This window comes from Paraburkholderia sp. WC7.3g, assembly GCF_050436345.1.
Taxonomy (GTDB): domain Bacteria; phylum Pseudomonadota; class Gammaproteobacteria; order Burkholderiales; family Burkholderiaceae; genus Paraburkholderia; species Paraburkholderia podalyriae.
The window spans coordinates 1,713,089-1,736,213 of sequence record NZ_JBNDMA010000001.1 but is presented as its reverse complement, the minus strand read 5'-3'; the positions used below and the strand labels follow the sequence as shown (position 1 = coordinate 1,736,213).

Genomic DNA, 23,125 nt, shown 5'->3' with positions numbered 1-23,125 from the left:
CAACAGCGGGTTAATGAACGGAAGCTGAAGTTATGGAAGCGGTTGCGAGCATACGTTCGAACACCTCGAATGGCGAATGAAATGCATGCGTAGCACGCGGTCGGCTGTTGAGGCTGTCGGCGATGGCATCGAGTTCGTCCTGGCTGTAGATCGAGAGGTCGGTGCCTTTTGGCAAGTACTGACGCAGCAGCCCGTTGGTGTTCTCACAGGTGCCGCGTTGCCAGGGGCTGTGCGGATCGCAGAAGTACACGCGCACGCCGGTGGCGGCGCTGAGCTCCTGATGGCGGGTCATTTCCTTGCCCTGGTCGTAAGTGAAGCTCTGGCGCAGGGGCGCAGCGATCGAATTCAGCTTCGCAGTGAAGCCGGCCAGGGCCGAGGCGGCGGTGGCGTCGTCCATCTTCGCCAGCAGCACCAGGCGACTGGTGCGCTCAACCAGCACGCCGACGGAAGACTGGTTGCCGGCACCCTTGATAAAGTCGCCTTCCCAATGGCCTGGCATCACCCGGTCATCGACCTCAGGCGGGCGCACATGGATGCTCACCATGTCGGGGATCTGGCCGCGCCGGTCAGTGCCCCGCTTGCGTGACATACGCGTGCTGTGGCCGTGGCGCAGACAGGCGATAAGCTGGCGGCGCAGCTCGCCGCGTGGCTGGGCATAGATGGCGGTGTAGATGGTCTCGTGCGAGACATGCTGGGTCGGATCGTTGGGCCACATGCGCTTGAGGGTACCTGAGATCTGCTGGGGCGACCACTTCCATTCCAGCAGGGTGAGTACCACGCGCCACGACACGCTTTGAGGGTGCAGCTTGGGACACGGGCGCGCAGCCTCGCGTCGGCTCGTGCTGAGCGCCTGCGCTGGTGCAGACGCATAGCCCACGGCAGAACACGTGTTCCTGGTCAGCTCGCGGCTCACGGTTGACGCCGCGCGCCCGAGTGTTCGGGCGATGACCTGAACGCTCGAACCCTGCTGCTTCATGCTTGCAATCGTCATGCGTTCTTCAGGCTGCAGTTGTTGGTAACTTCTTTTTTGCATTGGCACACCTTACACGAGCAAGGTGTTGCACTTCAAATTTGATCGCGCCCCGCCAATAAACTCCGCCGTGAAGAAAACAGCAATCGAGATGGCGGCAAAGGCGGGTCCTGTCAGCTTCGAGCCGATCAGAAGCACGAGTGCGATACCTAGTTGAACTCCGGAATAAGGCCTACGCTTGAGCGCGAAAAGCAAATTGACAGAAAAGATGGCCCAGCAGTAGTAATGCGCAGCGTCGACATAAAAACTCGTCACCTGGCCGAGCGCTACCGGGTTGTAAACGCTGGCAACCGAAGCGATCAGTGAAGCTCTGGCAGATATTCCCGCTGACTGGAGCAAACCCATCAGAGCAACGCAGGCAGGGACACTGAGCAATAGCGTAAATGACTTTCCACTGTTGAACCGTGAAGTCAGAACCTTGGCCGTGTATGCAAAATACTCAAATGCTTTGGGGTAGTGTGCGGCCCAGAAGCTTCCGCCCAGTGCGTCGGTATCGGCAACGCCGTTTAGGGTGTGGTCTATCGATAGCGGTGTCGCGACGTGATAGTTCAAGCCGTCGAAACTGAATTCTCGCAGGAATCCAAACGCAAACAACACCACCGCGATGAATAATATCGTAACGATCGTGGTGCGCCATTCGGAACGAGAAACATAGCCATAGATGACGACGGCTACAACGATGGCGAACGCCCAGATTCCTGCCAGCACGCCGCTATTGATGTCGAGGTTGTAGAGGATCGCTGCATATAGCGACGAGCCGAATACGAAGATGAGGATCTGGTCGCACAACTGCGTCCAGTTCACACGCTCGAGGGCGGCTTGCATCCTCATCGATCTCCGCGTGGAGCTCACACGCTGAATGGCTTGATTCGTCATCGTGGACATACGGGCCTTCTCCGGTTGATGGAGACCCTCGTCGGTCGACGCATGCCCGCACGCTACCAAGGTCATCACTCTGACCGTCGAAGCATGCCCACGACGACACAACGCAACGCCGGGGTTGGGATGAACGAAGTAGAAGAGGAACGACAGCGAATCGAACAGTGCCGATTATGGGCATCTGTGTGGCGCTGGGCAAGCTCGCATTGCGCGGACCGCCGAGGCACTTTTCTGCTGTCGGAGCGCCGCACAAATTGCGCAGCTCGATGGGTGGTGCTTGGAAAGTCGAGGCGTGGACCCAGACGCGGAGAGTGTTCGACGTTATCGGCCAATATCACCACACTCCAAGCCGCTGTCACAACGGTCAGACCCGGCAGGTCTATGCTCGCTTCAGACGCCAACGGTTCGCTGCAACGCAGCGAATAAGCGATAGCCAGCGATTGGCTTCATTGTCCGCCCACGAATCTGTCGTGCTAACCCTATCGACAGGTCGATGCGGTCAGACAAGGGTCGAGTGAATGACGATCACGATCTTCATGCAGGGAACGTGCGCCCACCCTTCACTGCGGTAAGGCGCGTTCCACGTGGAGTTGCGCTTCTCAAGTACAGAAATTCACTGGCATCAGTAGATGTTCGTGGCTGGCAGAGCCGGCGATTGCGCTCGCCAGACTCCTTGACAACGCCATGAAAGTTGAGCGCCCGACCGAGGCGACGACGCAGAAATGAGTCGCGGCAGCGGCCCGTTGCGCTCGCGTGCTGATCCAGCCGGTCAATGCGACTTTTGCATTGCTTAAAGTCTGGAAGGTTGATGACGATTTATGTCCATCGAGGTCACCATGGCTGCCATTCCACTTTGCGTTGATCTGGACGGGACACTGACGCACAGCGATCTTCTGATCGAGTCGTTCCTCGCTCTCGTCAGGCGAAATCCGCTCTATCTGCTCTATTGTTTGGAATGGTTGCTGCGTGGAAAGGGATATTTCAAAGCGCAGATAGCCGCGCGGGCCGCAATCGACGTGTCACTGCTGCCGTACAACGGACGCCTGATCGACTTCCTGAAGAAAGAGAGCGCGGCCGGCCGCGACCTTTATCTCTGCACTGCAGGCAATCAACGGTTTGCCGAAGAGATCGCATCTCACCTCGGATTATTCAAAGGCGTGATGGCGAGCAACGAGTCGATCAATCTGTCAGGCACGAACAAGGCGGCGGCTTTGACGGCGGAGTTTGGCGTACAAGGATTCGACTATTGCGGAAACGCGCGAGCCGATCTGCCGGTGTGGAAGCAGGCGCGCACGGCGATCGTCGTTGGAGGAAAGAGCATCCAGGCGGCCGCGCGGAAGGTGAATCAAACCACGGTCATCTTCGATAACAAACGGTCTCTCTTCAGGCTGGCCGTACGGGAAATGCGCGTCTATCAGTGGGTGAAAAACCTGTTGATCTTCGTGCCGCTTCTTGCGTCGCATCGCTTCACGAATTTCGACGCACTGAAGGTTGCCGGGATCGCATTTCTTTCGTTCTGCTTCTGTGCGTCTTCGGTATATATATTGAATGACATGCTCGACCTCGACGCGGACAGGCGCCATAGTCGCAAGTGCAAACGTCCGTTTGCCTCAGGCGAGTTGCCGCTTGTTAGCGGAATTGGCATGTTGTTCGTCCTGTTGCTGGCGTCGGCGAGCCTCGCGGTTTTCCTGCCGCCGTCGTTTCAGCTCGTGCTAGCGTGTTACGTCGCGATGACACTCGCTTATTCCTTCCACCTGAAGCGGGTGATGCTGGTAGATGTCTTCACGCTCGCTGCGCTCTATACCACCCGCATCGTGGCTGGGGGCGCTGCGGTCGATGTCGTGCCGTCAGACTGGCTAATCATGTTCTCGGTGATGATATTCCTCAGTCTGGCGTTGGTGAAGCGCTATACCGAACTCGACAAAATGCAGCGGCAGGGCACGGACTCCACGTCTGGCCGAGGTTATCTCACGGCGGACATGAGCATCGTGCGCTCGTTTGGACCCGCAGCGGGCTATGTCGCGGTGCTCGTTCTTGCGCTCTACATGAATTCTGCCGCCGTCACGGGGTTGTATCGTCATCCCCACAGGCTTTGGATCTTCTTTGTTCTCGTGCTGTACTGGATCAGCCGCGTCTGGATGGTAGCTTTCCGAGGGCAGATGCATGACGACCCGATCGTGTATGCGTTCAGGAACCGTTCTAGCCTGGTCATCATGATGCTTTGCGTAGCCGCAGTCCTTTTTGCGATTTGATCAAACGCTAGCTCTTTATCCGTTGCATCGACCGATCGCCTCTTGTATGAACCCAGCTGCAGTGAGTCGTCGCACGCAATTGCTCGAAACTCATGATCCTGCCGGCGATTGCACTCGCCGCGACGGTGGAGGGACTGGCGAGCCATACCTGACTCGGGCCGGACGATTCTGCCGGGGTCGTGCAGTTCGATCCTGTCACCGCACTCTCGGCGCAGGAAACTGATCGACGTCGGCGACGCGTATTCGTGCGCATAGCGCCAGGCTGTGCGCGCAAAAACGCTTTGTCCTGATGTCACCTCGGCGCAGCCGCTCGCTCTCGCGATGATTTTCTCAGCATAGGTCATCGGGCGTTGCCCCGCCGCCGTCAGTCGAGCCCGCCAGCCCGCTCGTCTTGCCTCGGTAAGCCGGAACGGTCCGCCGCGTCGAATCAGTTCCGCCGTAAGTACATCTTCCCCGCGCGTGAACTCCTCGAGCGGAATGTCCTCGTCTCGCCGGATGCGATCGATTAGACCGAAGTCCGTCGAGGTGAATATGCCGAGATTGTGGCAGTTCCGTCGATAGATGCGCTCGAAGCTTTCGGCGATCACCGGGCGGATGCCCGCGCACCACTCGGCTGACCGTTGTCAGTGAAGGCTCAGCGCGCATTTCCAGTTCGCGATATAACCAAAGGTACAAAGTTAATTGTTTGAGGAAGGGCCGCTCAGGAAAGTACGGACTTTATTGTGTCGCTACACGTCTACCACGTCCCCTGCCCGACTCGCTCGATGAAGCGCCACAACGCGTCGTCGGTCGAATACGGCGCGTTGAAGCGGAACCACGCGCTCGGCGCGTCGTCGGGACGGAAGTAGGAGCCCGGCGCGAGCCAGATGCCGTGCGCGAGCGCGGCGGTCGCGACCTCGGCGGCGCGCTCCGCTTCGATCGGCAGACGCACCAGCATGAAGAGCCCCGCGCGCGGCCGGTGAAACGCTTCGAGCCCGAGTGCGTCGAGCCGTTCTTCGAGCGCCGCGTGCGCGAGCTTCAGCCGCTCGTTGACCGTCTCGACATGGCGCGCGTAACGCCCTTCCACCAGCACCTTGTCGACGATCCGCTCGATCGTTTCCGACGACGTCAGCCCCACCGCCATCTTCGTGCGCGCCAGTTCACGCAGTACCGCCTGCTCGGCGACCACGTAACCGCAGCGCAACGCCGGCGTCACCGTCTTCGAAAAGCCGCCGACGTACAGCACGCGCTGCAGGCCCTCCATCGCGGCGAGGAGCGGCGCGCCGGCCGGCGCGAGTTCGCGGCTCACGTCGTCCTCGATCACCCAGATGCGTTCGCGCTCGGCGATCTGCAGCAAGCGGAACGCGGCCGACATGCCGAAGCTCGAGCCGGTCGGATTCTGTAGCGTGGTATTGACGAAGATCGCCTTCGGCTTGTGCCGCGCGACCAGCGTCGCGAGCACGTCCGTATCGACGCCGGCCGGCGTGCGCGGTACGCCATGCACGACCAGCCCGGCGAGCTTCAGGATCTGCAGCAGGTTGCAGTAGCCGGGATCCTCGACGATCACCGCATCGCCCGCGCGCAGCAACGTGCGCACGATCAGATCGAGACCCTGCGTCGCGCCCTGCGTGAGCAGCACGTTCGCGAGTTCGACGGGCAGCCCGCGCCGGTCGAGTTGCTCGGCGATGCGCTCGCGCAGCGGCGCGAAGCCATACGGATGACCATAGTCGCCGAGACGCGCGGCAGGCACCCGGCTCAGTGCCCGCAGTGAATGCTGCAGCCCGCTCTCGTTGATCCATTCGCTCGGCAGCCAGCCGCAGCCGGCCTTGATCGGCACCGAATGATCGGCGAACACGTCGGACAGCAGCCACGTGGCGGTCAGGCTCGGCGGCTGCCAGTCGGCGACGGCCGCTCGTATCGACGGCGAGCGCGCCGCCACCCGATAGCCGGAGCCTCGCCGCGCCACCACGAGCCCCATCGACACGAGCCGGTTGTACGCCTCGGTCACCGTGAAGGTGCTCAGCGCGTGGCTTTGCGCAAGCTGCCGCACCGATGGCAGCAGCGCGCCCGCGCGCAGCGACTGCGCGTCGATCGCGCGCGCGAAGCCTTGCACGACCTGTTCGACGAGCGTCGGCGCCGCGCGCCGGTCGCGTTGAAGGTCCAGTTCGATCATGTTCCGGGTGAAAAGCCAGGGAAGAAGGCGGACTCCGGACGGCCCGCCCACCGGGACAGTTCGCGCGAATCCGCCAGCACAGTTGGCACCACACTTCGTCAACTGTTTATGCCGCCATTAAACCGCGGACGCTACAGTTTGGCTACGCTAAAAGCCCCAACCGCGCCCCTTCGAGGAGATGCCATGACTTCGCGCCCCGTCATCGACGACCTGTCGTCCTTCTGGATGCCCTTCACCGCCAACCGCCAGTTCAAGGCAGCGCCGCGCCTGCTGGAATCGGCGAAGGGCATGTACTACCGAAGCACCGACGGGCGCGAGATTCTCGACGGCTGCGCCGGGCTGTGGTGCGTGAACGCGGGCCACAGCCGCGATGAAATCGTCGCCGCGATCACGCAGCAGCTATCGACGCTCGACTTCGCGCCGACCTTCCAGATGGGCCACCCGCTCGCGTTCGAAGCGGCGACGAAAGTCGCCGAACTGATGCCGGCTGGGCTCGACCGCATCTTCTTCACGAACTCGGGCTCCGAATCGGTCGACACCGCGCTGAAAATCGCACTCGCCTACCATCGTGCGCGAGGCGAAGCTCAGCGCACGCGCCTGATCGGACGCGAGCGCGGCTATCACGGCGTCGGCTTCGGCGGGATTTCGGTCGGCGGCATCGCGCCGAATCGCAAGACGTTTTCGGGGGCGCTGTTGCCGGCCGTCGATCATCTGCCGCACACGCACAACCTCGACCACAACGCGTTCTCGAAGGGCCAGCCCGCATGGGGCGCGCATCTGGCCGAGGAATTGGAGCGCATCGTCGCACTGCACGACGCTTCGACGATCGCCGCGGTGATCGTCGAACCGGTGGCCGGCTCGACCGGCGTGCTGATTCCGCCGCAAGGCTATCTGCAGAAACTGCGCGAGATCTGCACGAAGCACGGCATCCTGCTGATCTTCGACGAGGTGATCACGGGCTTTGGCCGCATCGGCAAGGCGACCGCGAGCGAATACTTCGGCGTCACGCCCGACCTCATTACGCTGGCGAAGGCGATCAACAACGCGTCGATTCCGATGGGCGCGGTCGCCGCGAGCCGCACGGTCCACGACACGGTCGTGGGCAGCGGCGCGCAGGGCGCGATCGAGCTGTTCCACGGCTACACGTACTCGGCGCATCCGGCCGCGGCGGCGGCCGCCATCGCGACGCTGGATCTGTACCGCCGCGACAAGTTGTTCGAGCGCGCGGCCAGCCTCGCACCGAGGTTTGAAGCCGCCGCGCATGCGCTGCGCGGCGCGAAGCACGTGAAGGACGTGCGCAACCTCGGCCTTGTCGCGGGCATCGAGCTCGAATCGCGCGACGGCGCGCCGGGCGCGCGCGCTTACGAGGCGTTCGTCAAATGCTTCGAGGCGGGCGTGCTGATCCGCTTCACTGGCGACATCCTCGCGTTCTCGCCGCCGCTGATCATCGACGAAGAGCAGATCGCGCGGCTCTTCCGGACGGTGGGTGAGGTGCTGGAGACCGTCCGGTAAGTAGGCCCGAACGCGCGACGCAACGTCAGTGATGCGAGCGTGACGCCCGCGTATGCGCAGCCTTCTTCGCGGCAGCGGAGCGTCCAGCCGCGCCCTTCGTCGCCGCGGCCTTTTTGGCAGCGGCCGAGCGGCTCGCGGCAGGCCGCTTGGCCGCCGCCGACTTCGCCTGCTTCGACATCGCCGCCGACGACGCCCCGGCCTTGCTCTCGCGTTTGAGCACGCTCTCCGACACACGCGCGCGCTTCGCGCTCGACTCCTTGCTCGCGCTCTTCTTCGCGGCGCCTTCATGCTTGCCCGCCGCGCTGTCCTTCTGCGCTTTCTTGCGGGTCGCCTCGCTCGCCGCCCCCTTCTTCGGCGGCTTCAGGTCGACGCCCGCGCGACGCGCCTCGGACAGCCCGATCGCGATCGCCTGCTTCGGCGAGCGCACGCCGTGCTTGCCGGCGCGGACCTTGTCCACCTGCTCCTTGACGAACTCTCCCGCTTGCGTACTCGCTGACTTACCGGCGCGTTTATCGGCCGCGGCACGCTTCAAGGTTTTCTGCTCTGGCATGACGGATCTCCGGTTGTGGATCTGACGTTATATCGTTCAGCAACGAGCGTGCCGGAGCGGCCATCCGCGTCACGGTTCGGCGTCAGTTGGGCGGCGGGACTCGCGCGCGTCCGCGGGACGGCGTATGGTATGGAGATGAGCCCGGCATCGGCGCTAAACGCGCTGCCCCGGGTCGACTGCGGTGCATGGGAGACAGCCATGAAGACAGCTACCGTTCGCGCTGGCGCACATATCGAGGGCGTGCACTGGATCGCCGAATACGTCGAAGACGTCCACGAAATTCGCCTGTTTCGCGAGGGGCAGGAAGTGGATGTGCACAACGCGCCGTCCACGCTATTCGGCGATGAGGAAAACGCGGGCTCGAAAAACACCGCCGATCATCGCGCGATGGAAGCCGCCGTGCTCGCTTATCTGAAGCGCTTCGTCTCGGAGCACGACGCGGAAGAGTAGTTTTTGGCCGCGGCAGTCACGACGCAGCGCCGCGCACCCCGTCCTCAATCAGCCGGCCGCAGCTTCTTCACCTCGGCATCCGATGGCTGCACGCTCGCGCCATCCACATAGCGGTACGACGTCATCACGCCCTTGCCATCCTTCACGCCGGTCACGCCGACATACGCGCCCATCGTCGACTGATTGTCCTGCGCGCGGTACATGATCGGCCCGAACGGCGTCTGCACGTTGAGCCCCTTGAACGCGGCGGCAAGCTTGTCCGGGTCCGTCGAGCCGGCCTTCTTGATCCCGTCCGCGATCGACATCAGCGCCGAATAGCCGACCACCGAGCCCAGCCGCGGATAGTCGTGATATTTCGCCCGATACGCGTCGACGAATTGCTTGTTCGCGGCCGTATCGATCGAATACCACGGGTAGCCGGTCACGATCCAGCCGCTCGGCGCTTCGGCGCCGAGCGGATCGAGGTAGTCGGGCTCGCCGGTCAGCAGCGACACCACCGCGCGGTCCTTGAAGAGCCCGCGCGTATTGCCCTCGCGCACGAACTTGCCGAGGTCGGCGCCGAACAGCACGTTGAAGATCGCGTCGGGCTTCGCATCGGCGATTGCCTGGGTTACGGCGCCGGCGTCGACGTTGCCGAGCGGCGTCGCCTGTTCGACTACGAACTGCACGTCCGGCTGCGCGGCCGTCAGCAGCTTCTTGAACGTCGCCACCGCCGATTGCCCGTACTCGTAGTTCGGATACACGATCGCCCAGCGCTTCTTCTTCAGCTTCGCGGCCTCGGGCACCAGCATCGCGACCTGCATGTAGGTCGAAGGACGCAGACGGTACGTGTATTTATTGCCATCGGCCCAGACGATCTTGTCGGTCAGCGGTTCGGCGGCGAGGAAGAAGATCTTCTTCTGCTTCGCGAAGTCGGCGAGCGCGAGACCGGTGTTCGACAGGAAGCCGCCGAACAACAGTTGCACCTGCTCGCGCGCGATCAGTTCCTGAGCGACGCGGACCGCGTCGCCGGGGTTGCCGTTGTCGTCGCGCGAAACCACTTCGAGCTGCTTGCCGAGCACGCCGCCCGCCGCGTTCACCTGCTCGAGCGCGAGATTCCAGCCTTGCTTGTAAGGCCCGAGAAAGGCGGGCTGGGCCTTGTAGCTATTGATCTCACCGATCTTGATGGTCTGCTGTGCGCTCGCGCCGAGTGCGGCGAACGAGCACACGGTCGACACCATGAGGCGAGAGATCCATCCTGCGCGCGTGGTCATGCGTTTCTCCGTTATCAGAAGGACTGCTGGTTTGGTCGGACGTGCGAACGTGCGGACCTGCAAGCGTGCCGACATGCGCACCTCTGGACGACGGCCGGCGGCTCATTGCTCGCGCGGTTCCGCGCGGATTCTGGCCACGTTCGCGGCGACGTCCTGCCATGCCGGCTTGCCGCCCGCGAACTGCGCGCGTAGATACGACACGAGTTCGGCGACCTGGGCGTCGTTGAAACTGTCGCGGTACGCCGGCATCGTACCGAGTTCGGGCCGCGCAGGCGAGCCGATGCCGTCGAGAATCACGCGAATCAGGTTGTCCGGTGTCGCGCCATGCAGGTTCGTATTCAGCGCCAGCGACGGATGCGCGCCGAACAGTTGCGGCCCGCTGCCGGTGTGATGGCACGCGGCGCACGCGCCGTCGAAAAGCCGCGCGCCCGCCGTGACCGGCGCGCCTGTCATCGTGCTGGCCTGCTCGTAGTCGCGCGCGCTCGAGGCCGGATCGGCGTTCGGCTCCAGCGGATTGAGCGACGCGAGATAGACGGCCATCGCGCGGATGTCGCTGTCGGGCAGCGCCGCGAGATCGCCGATCACGGGCGCCATCGGCCCGGCCGCGACGCCGTGCAACGGCGCGTGACCGTCGCGCAGATAGCGGAACAGTTCGTCCTCGCTCCACGGCACCGGCGCAGTCGACAACGCCGACAGCGCGGGCGCTTGCCAGCCCTCGGCGCTGCCGCCGCCCATGAACGCCGCGCCGGTCTTCTCGGCGCCGAACGCGTTGCGCGGCGTGTGGCAGGCGCTGCAATGGCCGAGTCCATTCACCAGATACGCGCCGCGATTCCATTGGACGCTTTGCGCGGGGTCGGCGGCAAACGCGGTGCGGCCGAGAAACAGGCCGTTCCATGCAGCCATCAGCGGACGAACGCCGAACGGAAACGCGAGCTTCGTTTCCGGCGGCCGGTTGCGCACCGGCGTTTGCGACATCAGGTACGCGTAGAGCGCGTGCAGATCGTCGTCGGAGATATTCTGGAACGACGTGTACGGAAACGCCGGATACAGCCGATGACCGTCGCGGCTGATGCCGTGCCGCATCGCGCGCACGAACGCTTCGAGCGACCAGTGGCCGATCCCGGTCTGGCCGTCGGGCGTCAGGTTGGTGCTGTAGACGGTGCCGAACGGTGTCGCGAGCGGCTTGCCGCCGGCGTTCGGCACGCCGTTGCGGGCGGTGTGGCAAACCGCGCAATTGCCGAGCGACGCGAGCAGCTTGCCGCGCGCGACCAGTTCCGGCGCGAACGCGCTCGCGAGTGGCGGCGTGGTCAGCGCCAGCGGCGCGCTGGAAACCGCTGCGAACGACAGCGCGCCGACCCAGCCGAGCGCGCCCGCCGCGCCTGCGGCCAACAAGCCGAACAAGCCGCGCCGCCAGCGCTTTTTGCGGCGCGCCGCCGCCTTGTCTTGCGCGTGCGCGTCGGCGAGCGCGGCGCGAATCTTCTCCGGCGTGAAGGGCGGACGACGGAAACGTACGCCGGTCGCATCGTACAGCGCGTTGGCGATCGCGGCCGCGCCGGGCAGCGACGCGGATTCGCCCGCGCCCATCGGCGGCTCGCCGTGGCGCGGCATCATCACGACGTCGATCACGGGCACTTCGCGGAACGTCAGGATCGGATACGCGCCCCACTCCAGGCTCGTCACCGCGTTGTCGCCGAAACTGACCTGCTCCTTCAGCGCGCGGCTCGTCGTCTGGATCACGTTGCCGTGAATCTGATGACGCACGCCGTCGGGATTGACCACCGTGCCCGTGTCCTGGCCGACCACCACGCGAGTGACCGCGAGCTCACCGCTGTTGCGATTGACTTCGACATCGGCGACCCACGCGGACCATGCCGCGCCGAAACCCGGAAATTTGCTGTGCACGTAGCGGGCGTACGCAATGCCCCTGCCGCGCGCGATGTCGCCGTCCTGGTCGTGTGCGCCGCGCGTTTTGAACGCGGCTTCGCGCGGTTCCCACCCGGCTTTCGCCGCGACCGCCTTGACGAGGTCGATCGCGCGCGGGTCGGTCAAATGCGCGAGGCGGAATTCGACCGGATCGACGCCAGCCTGCTCGGCGAGTTCATCGATGAACGACTCGTGTGCGAACGTGTTCGGCAACGCGGACACGCCGCGCAGCCACGCGGCGCGCACGATCGGCGGCGTGTCGTCGCAGACGATGCGCATGCTTCGATAGTCGTACGGCGGCACGGCCGTGCGGTCGCCCATCTCGAACACCTGCGGCTGCGCGGGGATCGTGCCGGTCAGCAGCAGCGCGAGCGTGGGCGCGTCGTTCGACGGATAGCGCGTCGCGAAGTCGTAGGCGGCGAGTTCGCCTTCGGCGGTGAGCGCGCCGCGTACGTCCATCAACTGCGCGGCGCCCTTCGGTTCCCACGCATGTTCGTCCTCGCGCGATAGCTGCACGCGCACCGGCGCGCCGACCGCGCGCGACAGCAGCGCGGCGTCGGCGGCAACGTCGTCCGCGCAGTTGCGTCCATAGCAGCCCGCCGCATCCATCCGCACGATGTCGATGCGTGCTTCGTCGAGCGCCAGCAGCAACGCGAGATCCGCGCGCAGCGAATGCGGGTTCTGTGTGCCGGACCAGACTTTCAGCGTCGCGCCTTCGCCGTCCCTGTTGCGATAGTCCGCGACCGCGCACGACGGGCCGATCGACGCATGCATCTGGAACGGCCAAACATAGGTGCGCTCCAGCGTGCGGGCCGGGTCCTGGGCGAGCGCCGCATCCACGTCGCCGTCGAGCACCAGATCGCGCCGCGTCGCCGGATTCGCGCGCAACGCCGCTTCGACCTGCTCGCTCGTGTGGAGCGGCGGCAGGCCGTCGACCGTTTTCCAGCGCACGTCGAGCCGCCGAGCCGCTTGCTGCGCGATCTCCTCACGCTCGGCGACGATACCGACGAAGTCGCGAATCACGACCACCTTGACGATGCCCGGCAAGTCGCGAATCGCCGCTTCGTTCACTTCCAACAGGCTATGCCCGATGAACTCACCCTGCGCGACACCCGCATAAGGCGGGCGCACCACGCGTCCATGCAGCATGCCGGGCACGCGCACGTCGTGCACGAAGCTCAGCTCACCGGTCGCCTTCGCGGGAATGTCGACACGCGCCGCGCTTTTACCGACGACGCGGTACGAGTGTGGCGGTTTCAAAGGTGCATCGTTCGACAGCAGCAGTTCGACACGCTGGCCCTGGATCAGCTCGCCATAGTGAATGCCTTGCGCCGGGTCGCCATCGCGCGCAAACACGCGGCCGTCCTGCACGTCGAGATCGCTCGCGTCAATATCGAGGCGCGCGGCCGCTTGCGCGAGCAGATACTGACGCGCTTGCGCTGCCGCCTGCCGCAGCGGCACCGCTGAAATCTGGATCGTCACGCTGGCGATCGTCGGTCCCTGGTTCGGCGCTTCGCCGGTATGGCCGAGCACGATCGACACACGCGTCAGCGGCACATCGAGTTCTTCGGCGACGATCTGCGCGAGCGCGGTGCCGATGCCGGTGCCAAGGTCCACGTGACCGTTGAACGCGACCACGCTGCCATCGTCGCGCACGGCCAGAAACAGCTCGGCCTCGGTCGGCACGAACGACGAACGCGAACCCGGCTGGCCAGCCGCGGCCTTGACCGGTGCCTGCGGCGGCCGCGCGACGATCAGCACGCTCTGCGCGTCGTACAGTTGCTTGCGCGACGGCGGCGCGCCACGACGATCGATGCTGAAGTCGGGCCCGGTCATACGCGCGCTCCGTCCTGCACGTCGGTCTGCGCGGCGAGCAATTGCGCCGCGCGCTGCACCGCGCGCACGATCTCGACATGGGTGCCGCAGCGGCACAGATTGCGCGACAGCTCGCGCTGGATCGTCGCGACGGCCGGATGCGGATCGCGATCGAGCAGCGCCTTCGCGGTCATGATCATGCCGTTCAGGCAGTAGCCGCATTGCGCGGCCTGTTCGTCGATGAACGCCTGCTGCACCGGATGCAACGCGGTGCGCGTGCCGAGCCCTTCGAGCGTCGTGATCTCGCGGCCCAGCGCGACTTCGGCGGTCGTCACGCAGGCGCGCGTCGGCACGCCGTCGAGCAGCACGGTGCAGGCTCCGCATTCGCCGAGGCCGCAGCCGAACTTTGGCCCGTTCAGCGCGAGATCGTTGCGCAGCAGATAGAGCAACGGCGTCTGCGCCACCGCATTGACCACATGCGTCGCGCCGTTCACTCTCAGCACGAGCTGCGCGGCGCGGTTCATCATGATGCGAGCACCCTGTCGTGCCGCGCGTTCACAGCACCACCGGCACTTCGGTCGCGGGCGGCGTATTGCGGCTGCGCCGGCAACGGATCAGACCATCGATCATCACCATGCCCACACCCGGAATATCGCCGAGCTGCACGCTTTCGAGCAGCGTGTCGGCGGCCGTATGCTGCGCGCGGTCCATGAACACGAGATCGGCGGGACGGCCCACCTCGATCAACCCCTGGCGCAGGTTGCGCTGCCGCGCGGTATTGCCGGTCGCAAAGCAGAACGCGATTTCGGCGGGGACGTCGGCGAGGCTCGAGATCAGCGCGATCATGCGCAGAATGCCGAGCGGTTGCACGCCCGAGCCGGCCGGGCTATCGGTGCCGAGAATGATCCGGTGCGGGCATTTCAGTTCGATCGCATGGCGCGCGGTCAGCAACGCGATCCGCTCGTTGCCGTTGTGGACGATTTCGAGCGCGCGGCTCGACTGCTCGCACAGATCGCACACGTGCCGATACGACAGCGAGGTATGGCCGCCGTTGACGTGGCCGATCACGTCGGCATCGGCGGCGAGCACCACGTCGCGATCGATCAGGCCCGAGCCCGGAATCGACGGACCGCCCGTGTGAATCGTGCTCTGGATGCCGTACTTGCGGGCCCACGCGACCATCTGGCGCGCTTCCTCGCCGCCCTTCACGCTGCCGAGGCCGACTTCGCCAAGCAGCTTCACACCGGCTTCGGACAGCTCCTTAAAGTCCTGCTCGACCATGCCCTTCTCGATCACCGGCGCGCCCGCCAGCACCTTGACGCCGCCGCCGACGCCGGCCGCGCGCATGCCGTCGAACGAGCGCTGCGCGGTGATCGCGAGCGCCTTCACGCCGAGCACGTCTTTCGGACGGCCAGGCAAATGCACTTCGCCGGCCGAGATCATCGTGGTCACCCCGCCGTTCAGATTCGACTCGATCCAGCCGAGCTGATTCTGGCGTGGCGTCCAGTCACCGAACACCGGATGCACGTGCGAGTCGATCAGGCCCGGCGCGACCGTCGTGCCCTTACAGTCGACCGTCGTGCGCGCGCCTTCGAGATCGCAGTCTTTCTCGCGGCCGAGCGCGACGATCACGCCGTCGTCGATCACCAGCGTGTCCGCGTCGAGAATCGGCTGGTCGATATCGCCCGACAACAGCAGCCCGATGTTCGTTACCGCGACCTTGCCCGATAAGCCTGTCAACGTCTCTGCCGCCATCTGCCTCTCCTTTCGCCGAGACTACCGGATGAATTCACACGCTCAGATAAGCGCGCCTCACTGTTTCGTTCCGTGCGAGTTCGCCGATCGTGCCGCTGAAACGGATCTGCCCTTTTTCGAGCACATACGCGCGGTCGCTGACTAGCTCGGCGAAGTGCAGATTCTGTTCGGATAACAGAATGGATAGCCCTTCGCGCTTCAGTTCGAGAATCATGTTCGCCATCTGCTCGACGATCACCGGCGCGACGCCTTCGGACGGTTCGTCGAGCAGTACCAGATACGGATTGCCCATCAGCGTGCGCGACACGGTCAGCATCTGCTGCTCGCCGCCGCTCATCTGGCCGCCGGGGCGCTTCGGCATTTCGCCGAGATTCGGAAACAGGCGGAACAGCTTGTCGGGCGTCCATTGCGGCGCGCCTTCGCGCGGCGGCTGGCGGCCGGTGTCGAGGTTCTCCATCACCGTCAGGTCCGCGAACACACGGCGATCCTCGGGCACGAAGCCGACGCCCATGCGCGCGATCCGGTACGGCGCGAGCGCGCTGATGTTCTGGCCGCGAAACGTCACTTCGCCGTGGCGGCGCGGCAGCAGTCCCATCACCGCTTTCATCGTCGTCGATTTGCCGGCGCCGTTGCGGCCCATTAGCGCGACCACTTCACCACGGCCGACTTCGAGGCCGACGTCGAACAGGATGTGGGCGCGGCCGTAGAACGCATTGAGGCCGGAGACTTTCAGCATCGGTTCGTTCATTGCAATGCTCCACGATCCCGCGCGCTGCCTGACGCGTCGTGCAGCGGCGCGTGCGGTCGGAACGTCTTGCCGGTGCCGAAATAGACCTCCTGCACGCGCGCGTCGTTGCGGATCGTGTCGGCGTCGCCCTCGGCGATCAGCTTGCCGCGCGCGAGCACGATCATCCGGTCGGCGTACGCGAATACGACGTCCATGCTGTGTTCGGTGAACAGCACGCCGATCTCGTGTTCGGTCACCAGACGTTTGGTCAACGCCATCAATTCGTTGCGCTCCTTCGGCGCCATGCCGGCGGTCGGTTCGTCCATCAGCAGCAGCTTCGGCCGGTTGGCGAGCGCGATCGCGAGTTCGACACGCTTCACGTCGCCATACGCGAGCACGCCGCACGCGCGCTTCGCGTGCGCCCCCATGCCGACCTGTTCGAGCAGCGCGAACGCTTCGTCGGCATGGTGCGAGCCCGCTGGCTTCCATAGGCCGAAGGTCTTTTTCTCGCGCGACACCAGCGCCATTTGCACGTTTTCGAGCACCGTCATCGAGTTGAACGTCGCGGCGATCTGGAACGTGCGGCCGACGCCGCGCCGCCAGATATCGCGCGGCCGCATGCCGACGAGTTCATGACCGTCGAGCAGAATCGAACCCGACGACGGCTGCAACTGTCCATTGACCATGTTGAAACACGTCGATTTGCCCGCGCCGTTGGGACCGAGCAGCGCCAGCAGTTGACCGGCTTCGAGTTCGAATGAAACGTCGTCGACCGCCTTCAGTCCTCCGAACGATCTCGACAGACCGCTTACGCGCAGCAGGCTCATAGGCCCTCCTTGACCGCGGCGCTGCGTTGCGAAGCCGACGCGGCGCTCCCGTTGGTCTTGTCGGCCTGATCGCCGTTCGCATCGCCGAAACGCTCGCGAACGAAGCCGACGATGCCCTGCGGAAACGCGACCACCAGCAGCAGGATCGCGAGGCCGAGCAGCGCCTGCCAGTAGTCGGTCTGTCGCGCGACCGTGTCCTGCAGCCACGTGAACACAGCCGCGCCGACGATCGGCCCGCTCAACGTCTGCAAGCCGCCGAGCAGCACCATCACGAGGCCATCGACCGAGCGGCTCACGCTGATCACTTCGGGCGAGATATTGCCCTTCGAAAACGCGTACAGCGATCCGGCGAGTCCGCAGAACAACGCCGCGATCACGAACGACGCCCACTGCACGCGCTTCACGTCGATGCCGATCGCCTCGGCGCGCAACGCGGAATCGCGCGACGCGCGCATCGCATAGCCGAGCGGCGAGAACAGCATGCGGCGCAACAGCCACACGCCGAGCACCGCGCACGCTAACGTCAGGTAGTAGAACGCGACCGGCGACGACAGCCAGTTCGACGGCCATAGACCGAGAATGCCGTTGCTGCCGCCCGTCACGTCGTCCCACTGGAACACGACCGACCAAACGATCTGCGCGAATGCGAGCGTCAGCATCGCCAGATAGACACCGGACAGGCGCACGCAGAACCAGCCGAACACGAGCGCGCCCACCACCGCTAGCAGTGGCCCGAGCAGCAACGCGGCTTCCATCGGCAGATTCAGCACTTTGACAAACAGCGCCGCGCCGTAAGCGCCAAGTCCAAAGTACGCGGCATGGCCGAACGAATGCAGGCCGCCCGGACCCATGATGAAATGCAGGCTCGTCGCGAACAGCACCGCGATCAGGATTTCAACCAGCAGCACCGGCATGTACGGAAACGCGTTGGCCGCGAGCGGCGCGAGCGCGAGCACCAGCAACACGAAGGCGGCCAGCCCCTTCAGACGCTTGCCCGCCGGACGCAATGGCGTTTCCGGCGCGCCCATCGCGCGCACCGCGGCGCTCGCGCGGCCGAGCAGACCCCAGGGCCGCACCACCAGCACGACCGCCATCACGACGAATTCGGCCACCAGCGTGAAGCGGCTCAGCGACAAACCGATGCCGAAGATCGTCACGTGCCCGATGCCGATGCACAGCGCCTTGATCTCGGCGATCAACAACGCCGCGACGAACGCGCCCGGAATCGAACCCATGCCGCCGACCACGACGACCACGAACGCATTGCCGATCGTCTCCAGATCGAGCGACAGGTTCGCCGACATGCGCGGTCCTTGCAGCGCGCCGCCGAGTCCCGCGAGAAACGCGCCGACGAAGAACACGCCGGTAAACAGCCACGCCTGATTGATGCCGAGCGCGCCGAGCATCTCGCGATCCTGCGTCGCGGCGCGCACCAGCGTGCCCCAGCGGGTGCGCGTCAACGCGTACCACAGCAGCAGCAAGACGACCGGACCGATCACGATCAGCGCGATGTCGTACGTGGGCAGCGGATGGCCGAGAAAGTCGACCGCGCCCGCGAGATGCGGCGCGCGCGGGCCGAACAGATCGTCGGGGCCCCAAACCCATAGCGCGGCGTCGCGAAAAATGAGCACGATCGCAAAAGTGGCGAGCAGATGGAACAGCTCGGGCGCCTGGTAGATCCGCCGCAATACGACGATTTCGACGAGCGCGCCGAGCACCGCGACCGCGAGCGCGGCGGCCAGCACCGACAGCCAGAAGCCGCCCGCGGTGTGGCCAAAGCGGCTCGCGATGCTATACGCGACGTAAATGCCGAACATATAGAACGAGCCGTGCGCAAAGTTGACGATGCGCGTCACGCCGAAGATCAACGACAAACCGGCGGCGACCAGAAACAGCGTCGATGCGTCGGCGAGTCCATTGACCAGTTGTACCAGCAGATTCGAAAGCATCGCGACCCTCGGCAGCTCGCCGAACAGCGCGCGCGCAACCTGCGCGAGCGGCCCGATCGGCGGACGTTGCAGCGCGGGCGGCACCATGCGCGCCCGCGTCAACGGCAGGACACTACCAGCGAAACACCCCGCGCAACAAGCGAAGGCAAACAAGCGTCTGACAAAAAGCGAACCCTCAACGCAGGCCGTCTTCGCCCTTGATCTCGTTCGCCTGCAGGCCGCCGATGCGCGGCAGCGGCCGGCCCGACGCGGTCACCGCAACCGCCACGACGATTTCGTTCGCGCGCGGCGCGTCGGCCACGCGCGCCTCGATCGCGTCGAAATGGCTGCGCACGTAGGCGGCGTCCTTGTGGCCGAGCGGCACGTCGATCGCGGTACCGAGCGTGCCGATCTTGTTCGCCGACGGCACCAGCGCCGCGCCCTTTTCGACCGCCGCGCGCAGCGGCGCGCCGAGCTTCGGATGCAGGATCGCGGCCGCATGTTCGAGCTCGCCCGCCTCGCCGACGATCGCCGCCTTGCCGTAGCTTTGCGCCTCGCCGGGCGCGATGCCCAACGCCTCGACGCAGCGCTTGCCGAGTAGCGCGCCGAGTTCCTCGCCGGCTTCTATCAGCGCGTCGAGCTTCGTTTCGTAGCGGCCCGCATACGGATTATCGATCACCGCGATCGCGACCGCGCGGCGCGCGGGCGGCTCGACGGCCTGGCCCATTTCGATGCGTGTTTCGTCGACCTGCACGACCAGCTTGCGAAGCCTGATTGCCATTTCCGCTCTCCGAGTTTCGATGCCTTGCCGTTTTGCTGTAGAGTTGCCGCGCGCCGCTTCAGCGCAAGCCGTCCTTGCCGACGATCGCCTCTTTCGCGAGACCGCCGACCCGCGCATGCACGCGCTGCCCCGTACTCATCGCGAGGATATAGACGATCTCGTCGGCGGCGGGCGCGCCTGGCACGCGCACTTCGATCGCATCGAAGTGGCTGCGCACGTAGCTCGCGTTGACATGCGTGAGCGGCACGTCGAGCGCGGTGGACGGCGCACCGACTTTCTTCGTCGACGGCACGATCGCGTGGGTCGGCACGCCGTGCTTTTCGAGCAGCTCGCGCATCGCGTAGCCGCCAGGCACGTGCCACAGCGCGCCGTGCTCGAGCTCGCCGCCCGCGCCGACGATCGCGCCCTTACCATAGCTTTCGATCGACGCATGCGGCACCGCCATCGCCGTCAGCAGCCGCTGCGCCATGTCGAAGCCGAGCGGCTTCAGCGCATCCATCGCGTGCTCGATGTTCGGCTCGTAGCGGCCCGCGAACGGATTCGTCATCACCGCGGCAATCGCGCCGCGTCTGAGCGGCTGCGCGGGCGCGGGGCCGAACTCGTGAAAGATGTCCTCGACGTGCGTCAGCACGCGGCGTATTTCGAACACGGAGCCTCCGTTGTCAGTGAAGCGCGCGTTGTGGACAGCGCGCGTGAATCGGCGATGCCTGTCACCCGAGCCCGTCCTTGCAGGAACAGCGCGGCGCCTTCGATCAGACCCTGCTCGCGCAGCCGCGCCGCGACATCGACGCCGCGCGCCAACGCGACATCGATCAGCGGCTGCGGCAGGCTCGGCACGTCGACGGTCACCCGCAGATCGCCGAGATCGCTATCGTCCTTCAGCGACGATGCCGCACGCCGCACGATTCCCGCATGGTCGAGATCGACCGCGTTCGCGATCATCGTCGCGGCGGAGTCGGCGCTCGCGGCATCGCGCGCGAGCACCGTCACGCTGTCGGCGATGCCGAGACTGAAGCTGCGGCCGCGCCAGCCGCTCGTCGCGATGCCCCGGATCGGCTGTCGGGCGTCAAGCGTCAGGTGCGCGTCGAGCGCCTGGTCGTGCGCGAAACGCGTGCCCGAAAATTGCGCGAGGTCCGCGAACACGCCCACGCGATACTGCTGCCCGGCGGCGAGGTGCAGCGCGATGTCGCCACCGTTGTTGACGAACGCGCGCGCGATGCCGTCGCGCGCGAACACGGCGATCAGTTCGTCGGCAACGCTGCCCGCCACCGCCGCCATCGGCGTGATGAAGCGCGCACGGTGCGGATGGCACGCCCGCCACATGCGTCGCGCGACCGGCCCCTGAAGCGGGCAATCATGCAACGCCGCTAGTGCCTGCACCGGCTGGCGAAGCACGTTCAATTCGCCGACCAGTTCCTCCAACACACCACTGAAACGCTCCCAGCACGCGTCGTACGCGGCACGCACCGCGTCGGGCTCGCCGTCGGCCCCGAGGACCAGGTCGATCGGCCCATGCTGCCAATGGAAGCGCTGCTCGTCGAGCCGGATGCGAGTAGGAGTCATCGGGTGATGTTTAGTCAGGAAGCTGAACCAGGCATTGCAGGCGGCCACGGATTGTCCGGATCGCGCGCCAGCGTGCGCCGCGCGAGCGGCGCGCCTTCCGTATGCGTGGGCCCGCTCGCGAGCACGCTCTGCAACGAGCGCACCGCATCGACGTGGCCGCCGAGATCGCGGTAACTGTCGTAGGTCATCGTGAATTCGATCGGCGCGACGATCGCCGGTGTCGGCACCGTGCCGAAGGAGCGGTCCGGCATGCGCATCACGTCGACCATCACGGTGATGCCGCCGCCTGGCCACACATAAGCGGGTGCGCCGCCGCACGTCACGTTGACGAGCTTGCGCTTGATCGCGCGCGTGAGCAGCACCGGATTCTCGGTCGCGCCCGCGCGCAGACTGCCGCCCGCGCCGCCGAGAAACAGCACCGTCGCGAGCGACGGCTCGCAGTTCTCGCCGATCCGCTCGACCGTGCGGCGCACCGCGTCGGGCATCGGTGCGACGTGCGGCACGAGCTGCGCGTCGAGCTCGTACCATTGCGCGTGTTCGCCGGTCGTCGATACCATCAGCACACGCATCCCCGGCTTCGCGATCGACGGATCGAATCCTTCGACGATCGCGAGCGGGTCCTGAATGTCGGTGCCGCCCCAACCGGTGCCAGGATTGGCGACCTGAAAATAGCGGCCGGGCGTCGATTTGCGGCCGCGTATTTTCACTCCCGAGCGCGTCATGCCGAGGCAGCGGCCCGCCTGATGCTCGGTCAGCACGCCGGTGATGTGATCGTCGACGACCACCACTTCATCGACGTGGCCGAACCATTGCTTCGCGAAAATGCCGATCGTCGCGGAACCGCAGCCGACGCGCATGCGTTGCTCTTCGACACCGTCGACGATCGGCGCGGCGCCCGCCCGGATCACGAGACTCGCGCCGCCGTCGATCCTGAGCTCAACCGGCTCCTTGTTGCCGAGCGCGAGCATCGTGTCGCAGGTCACGCGGCCTTCCTTCTTGCTGCCGCCGGTCAGGTGATGGACGCCGCCGAGGCTCAGCATCTGCGAGCCGTATTCGGCCGTGCTCACGTGACCGACGATCTCGCCGTCACAACGCACGTTCGCCTGTTCGGGGCCGAGAAAGCGGTCGGTGTCGATCTTCACCTTGAAGCTGCAGTAGCTGAAGATGCCTTCGGTGACGACAGTGATCATGTCGACGTCGTCGAGCTTCGACGCGACGATGAACGGCGCGGGTTTGTAGTCGGGATAAGTGGACGAGGCGCCGACGCCAGTGACGAATAGCGCGGGTTCGGCGGTGCTTTGGTCTGCCCCGGGGGTTGCGCCGAATTCGATCGCCGCAGTTGCGCCATCGGCGCCGGCCTCGTTTGCACGCGACAGAAACACCACCGGATCGACGCGTATCAACCGCCCATCCGCATTCGCATAACGATCGCACGCGCCCGTGCGCCCTGCCGAGATCTGGCACAGCACCGGACACGCGTTGCATTCGATCTTGTCCGCCGCCATGCGCTCGCTGCGCGGCGCCGACTTTTCGAGCACGGTCGGGCCGGGCGTCGACGCGGTATCGCGATCGACACGCTCTGCACCGAAATCGACCTTCGTATGTTTTGTCATCGTGGGGTTCCGTACGACATAACAGGCGCGACATGGCTGGCGGTGCTGCGCGGTGCGCGAATCGTCCCGGTTTCAGGGCAATTTCGCGTGGACCGCCAATTTTCATGTTGCGGCC

18 protein-coding genes are annotated in these 23,125 nt (G+C 65.3%); 3 read left to right on the top strand and 15 right to left on the bottom strand.

Going from position 1 to position 23,125, the window contains the following annotated elements:
- Positions 1 to 10: 10 nt before the first annotated feature.
- Together OKW43_RS08045 and OKW43_RS08040 are read right to left on the bottom strand one after the other, a co-directional pair.
- Entirely contained in the window at positions 11 to 1,033 is a 1,023-nt protein-coding gene (locus OKW43_RS08045; protein WP_429445436.1) for an IS30 family transposase, read from the bottom strand.
- Positions 1,034 to 1,042: 9 nt separating this feature from the next.
- Positions 1,043 to 1,855 (bottom strand): hypothetical protein, encoded by an 813-nt coding sequence (locus OKW43_RS08040; protein WP_429446430.1) that lies wholly within the window; start codon positions 1,853 to 1,855, stop codon positions 1,043 to 1,045.
- An 872-nt stretch (positions 1,856 to 2,727) separates the two neighbouring features.
- On the opposite strand from OKW43_RS08040, the gene OKW43_RS08035 reads away from it, so the two are divergent.
- Positions 2,728 to 4,161, top strand: coding sequence for a UbiA family prenyltransferase (locus tag OKW43_RS08035; protein ID WP_429446427.1), 1,434 nt, complete (start codon positions 2,728 to 2,730; stop codon positions 4,159 to 4,161).
- A 736-nt stretch (positions 4,162 to 4,897) separates the two neighbouring features.
- Here OKW43_RS08035 and OKW43_RS08030 read toward each other — a convergent pair.
- Positions 4,898 to 6,313 carry a PLP-dependent aminotransferase family protein gene (locus OKW43_RS08030; protein ID WP_429446424.1) on the bottom strand — a complete coding sequence of 472 codons (1,416 nt, stop codon included), beginning with the start codon at positions 6,311 to 6,313 and terminating at the stop codon, positions 4,898 to 4,900.
- 183 nt (positions 6,314 to 6,496) lie between these two features.
- Between OKW43_RS08030 and OKW43_RS08025 the strand changes: the two genes are divergently transcribed.
- Positions 6,497 to 7,825, top strand: coding sequence for an aspartate aminotransferase family protein (locus OKW43_RS08025; protein WP_429446421.1), 1,329 nt, complete (start codon positions 6,497 to 6,499; stop codon positions 7,823 to 7,825).
- A gap of 25 nt (positions 7,826 to 7,850) precedes the next feature.
- Here the strand turns inward: OKW43_RS08025 and OKW43_RS08020 are convergent, their stop codons facing one another.
- On the bottom strand, positions 7,851 to 8,375 hold the full coding sequence (locus tag OKW43_RS08020; RefSeq protein WP_187637268.1) for a DUF6496 domain-containing protein: 525 nt from the start codon (positions 8,373 to 8,375) through the stop codon (positions 7,851 to 7,853).
- Between the two features lie 198 nt (positions 8,376 to 8,573).
- On the opposite strand from OKW43_RS08020, the gene OKW43_RS08015 reads away from it, so the two are divergent.
- Positions 8,574 to 8,825, top strand: a complete 252-nt coding sequence (locus OKW43_RS08015) for a hypothetical protein (protein WP_187637267.1) — start codon at positions 8,574 to 8,576, stop codon at positions 8,823 to 8,825.
- A 44-nt stretch (positions 8,826 to 8,869) separates the two neighbouring features.
- Here OKW43_RS08015 and OKW43_RS08010 read toward each other — a convergent pair whose 3' ends face one another.
- The 11 genes from OKW43_RS08010 to OKW43_RS07960 all read right to left on the bottom strand — a co-directional run bounded on the left by OKW43_RS08010 (position 8,870) and on the right by OKW43_RS07960 (position 23,010).
- Positions 8,870 to 10,078 carry an ABC transporter substrate-binding protein gene (locus tag OKW43_RS08010; RefSeq protein ID WP_187637266.1) on the bottom strand — a complete coding sequence of 403 codons (1,209 nt, stop codon included), beginning with the start codon at positions 10,076 to 10,078 and terminating at the stop codon, positions 8,870 to 8,872.
- Between the two features lie 102 nt (positions 10,079 to 10,180).
- The gene (locus tag OKW43_RS08005; protein WP_429446416.1) at positions 10,181 to 13,837 is read right to left on the bottom strand and encodes a molybdopterin cofactor-binding domain-containing protein; all 3,657 of its coding nucleotides are present in this window, start codon (positions 13,835 to 13,837) and stop codon (positions 10,181 to 10,183) included.
- Positions 13,834 to 14,340, bottom strand: a complete 507-nt coding sequence (locus tag OKW43_RS08000; RefSeq protein ID WP_187637317.1) for a (2Fe-2S)-binding protein — start codon at positions 14,338 to 14,340, stop codon at positions 13,834 to 13,836. The genes OKW43_RS08005 and OKW43_RS08000 overlap by 4 nt, the downstream gene beginning before the upstream one ends.
- A 31-nt stretch (positions 14,341 to 14,371) precedes the next feature.
- Complete coding sequence (locus OKW43_RS07995; protein ID WP_429446413.1) at positions 14,372 to 15,571, bottom strand: amidohydrolase family protein; 1,200 nt, start codon at positions 15,569 to 15,571, stop codon at positions 14,372 to 14,374.
- A 34-nt stretch (positions 15,572 to 15,605) separates the two neighbouring features.
- Positions 15,606 to 16,319, bottom strand: coding sequence for an ABC transporter ATP-binding protein (locus tag OKW43_RS07990; RefSeq protein ID WP_187637263.1), 714 nt, complete (start codon positions 16,317 to 16,319; stop codon positions 15,606 to 15,608).
- Complete coding sequence (locus OKW43_RS07985; RefSeq protein WP_429446409.1) at positions 16,316 to 17,125, bottom strand: ABC transporter ATP-binding protein; 810 nt, start codon at positions 17,123 to 17,125, stop codon at positions 16,316 to 16,318. Before OKW43_RS07985 ends, OKW43_RS07990 begins: the two co-directional genes overlap by 4 nt.
- On the bottom strand, positions 17,122 to 19,074 hold the full coding sequence (locus OKW43_RS07980; protein ID WP_187637316.1) for an ABC transporter permease: 1,953 nt from the start codon (positions 19,072 to 19,074) through the stop codon (positions 17,122 to 17,124). The genes OKW43_RS07985 and OKW43_RS07980 overlap by 4 nt, the downstream gene beginning before the upstream one ends.
- Before the next feature lie 175 nt (positions 19,075 to 19,249).
- Entirely contained in the window at positions 19,250 to 19,834 is a 585-nt protein-coding gene (locus tag OKW43_RS07975) for an amino acid synthesis family protein (protein WP_187637261.1), read from the bottom strand.
- Between the two features lie 58 nt (positions 19,835 to 19,892).
- Positions 19,893 to 20,483, bottom strand: a complete 591-nt coding sequence (locus OKW43_RS07970; protein WP_429446406.1) for an amino acid synthesis family protein — start codon at positions 20,481 to 20,483, stop codon at positions 19,893 to 19,895.
- Entirely contained in the window at positions 20,459 to 21,397 is a 939-nt protein-coding gene (locus OKW43_RS07965; protein WP_429446403.1) for a UPF0280 family protein, read from the bottom strand. Before OKW43_RS07965 ends, OKW43_RS07970 begins: the two co-directional genes overlap by 25 nt.
- A gap of 14 nt (positions 21,398 to 21,411) precedes the next feature.
- Entirely contained in the window at positions 21,412 to 23,010 is a 1,599-nt protein-coding gene (locus tag OKW43_RS07960) for a 6-hydroxynicotinate reductase (RefSeq protein WP_429446401.1), read from the bottom strand.
- Positions 23,011 to 23,125 lie beyond the last annotated feature (115 nt).

Bases quoted from the DNA above. Each gene is read 5' to 3' on its own strand.
- OKW43_RS07965 (WP_429446403.1), bottom strand. From the start codon at position 21,397: ATGACTCCTACTCGCATCCGGCTCGACGAGCAGCGCTTCCATTGGCAG.
- OKW43_RS08045 (WP_429445436.1), bottom strand. From the start codon at position 1,033: ATGCAAAAAAGAAGTTACCAACAACTGCAGCCTGAAGAACGCATGACG.
- OKW43_RS07990 (WP_187637263.1), bottom strand. From the start codon at position 16,319: ATGAACGAACCGATGCTGAAAGTCTCCGGCCTCAATGCGTTCTACGGC.
- OKW43_RS07985 (WP_429446409.1), bottom strand. From the start codon at position 17,125: ATGAGCCTGCTGCGCGTAAGCGGTCTGTCGAGATCGTTCGGAGGACTG.
- OKW43_RS08025 (WP_429446421.1), top strand. From the start codon at position 6,497: ATGACTTCGCGCCCCGTCATCGACGACCTGTCGTCCTTCTGGATGCCC.
- OKW43_RS08040 (WP_429446430.1), bottom strand. From the start codon at position 1,855: ATGCAAGCCGCCCTCGAGCGTGTGAACTGGACGCAGTTGTGCGACCAG.
- OKW43_RS07960 (WP_429446401.1), bottom strand. From the start codon at position 23,010: ATGACAAAACATACGAAGGTCGATTTCGGTGCAGAGCGTGTCGATCGC.
- OKW43_RS08000 (WP_187637317.1), bottom strand. From the start codon at position 14,340: ATGAACCGCGCCGCGCAGCTCGTGCTGAGAGTGAACGGCGCGACGCAT.
- OKW43_RS08030 (WP_429446424.1), bottom strand. From the start codon at position 6,313: ATGATCGAACTGGACCTTCAACGCGACCGGCGCGCGGCGCCGACGCTC.
- OKW43_RS07995 (WP_429446413.1), bottom strand. From the start codon at position 15,571: ATGGCGGCAGAGACGTTGACAGGCTTATCGGGCAAGGTCGCGGTAACG.
- OKW43_RS07980 (WP_187637316.1), bottom strand. From the start codon at position 19,074: ATGCTTTCGAATCTGCTGGTACAACTGGTCAATGGACTCGCCGACGCA.
- OKW43_RS08035 (WP_429446427.1), top strand. From the start codon at position 2,728: ATGTCCATCGAGGTCACCATGGCTGCCATTCCACTTTGCGTTGATCTG.
- OKW43_RS08015 (WP_187637267.1), top strand. From the start codon at position 8,574: ATGAAGACAGCTACCGTTCGCGCTGGCGCACATATCGAGGGCGTGCAC.
- OKW43_RS07975 (WP_187637261.1), bottom strand. From the start codon at position 19,834: ATGGCAATCAGGCTTCGCAAGCTGGTCGTGCAGGTCGACGAAACACGC.
- OKW43_RS08010 (WP_187637266.1), bottom strand. From the start codon at position 10,078: ATGACCACGCGCGCAGGATGGATCTCTCGCCTCATGGTGTCGACCGTG.
- OKW43_RS08020 (WP_187637268.1), bottom strand. From the start codon at position 8,375: ATGCCAGAGCAGAAAACCTTGAAGCGTGCCGCGGCCGATAAACGCGCC.
- OKW43_RS08005 (WP_429446416.1), bottom strand. From the start codon at position 13,837: ATGACCGGGCCCGACTTCAGCATCGATCGTCGTGGCGCGCCGCCGTCG.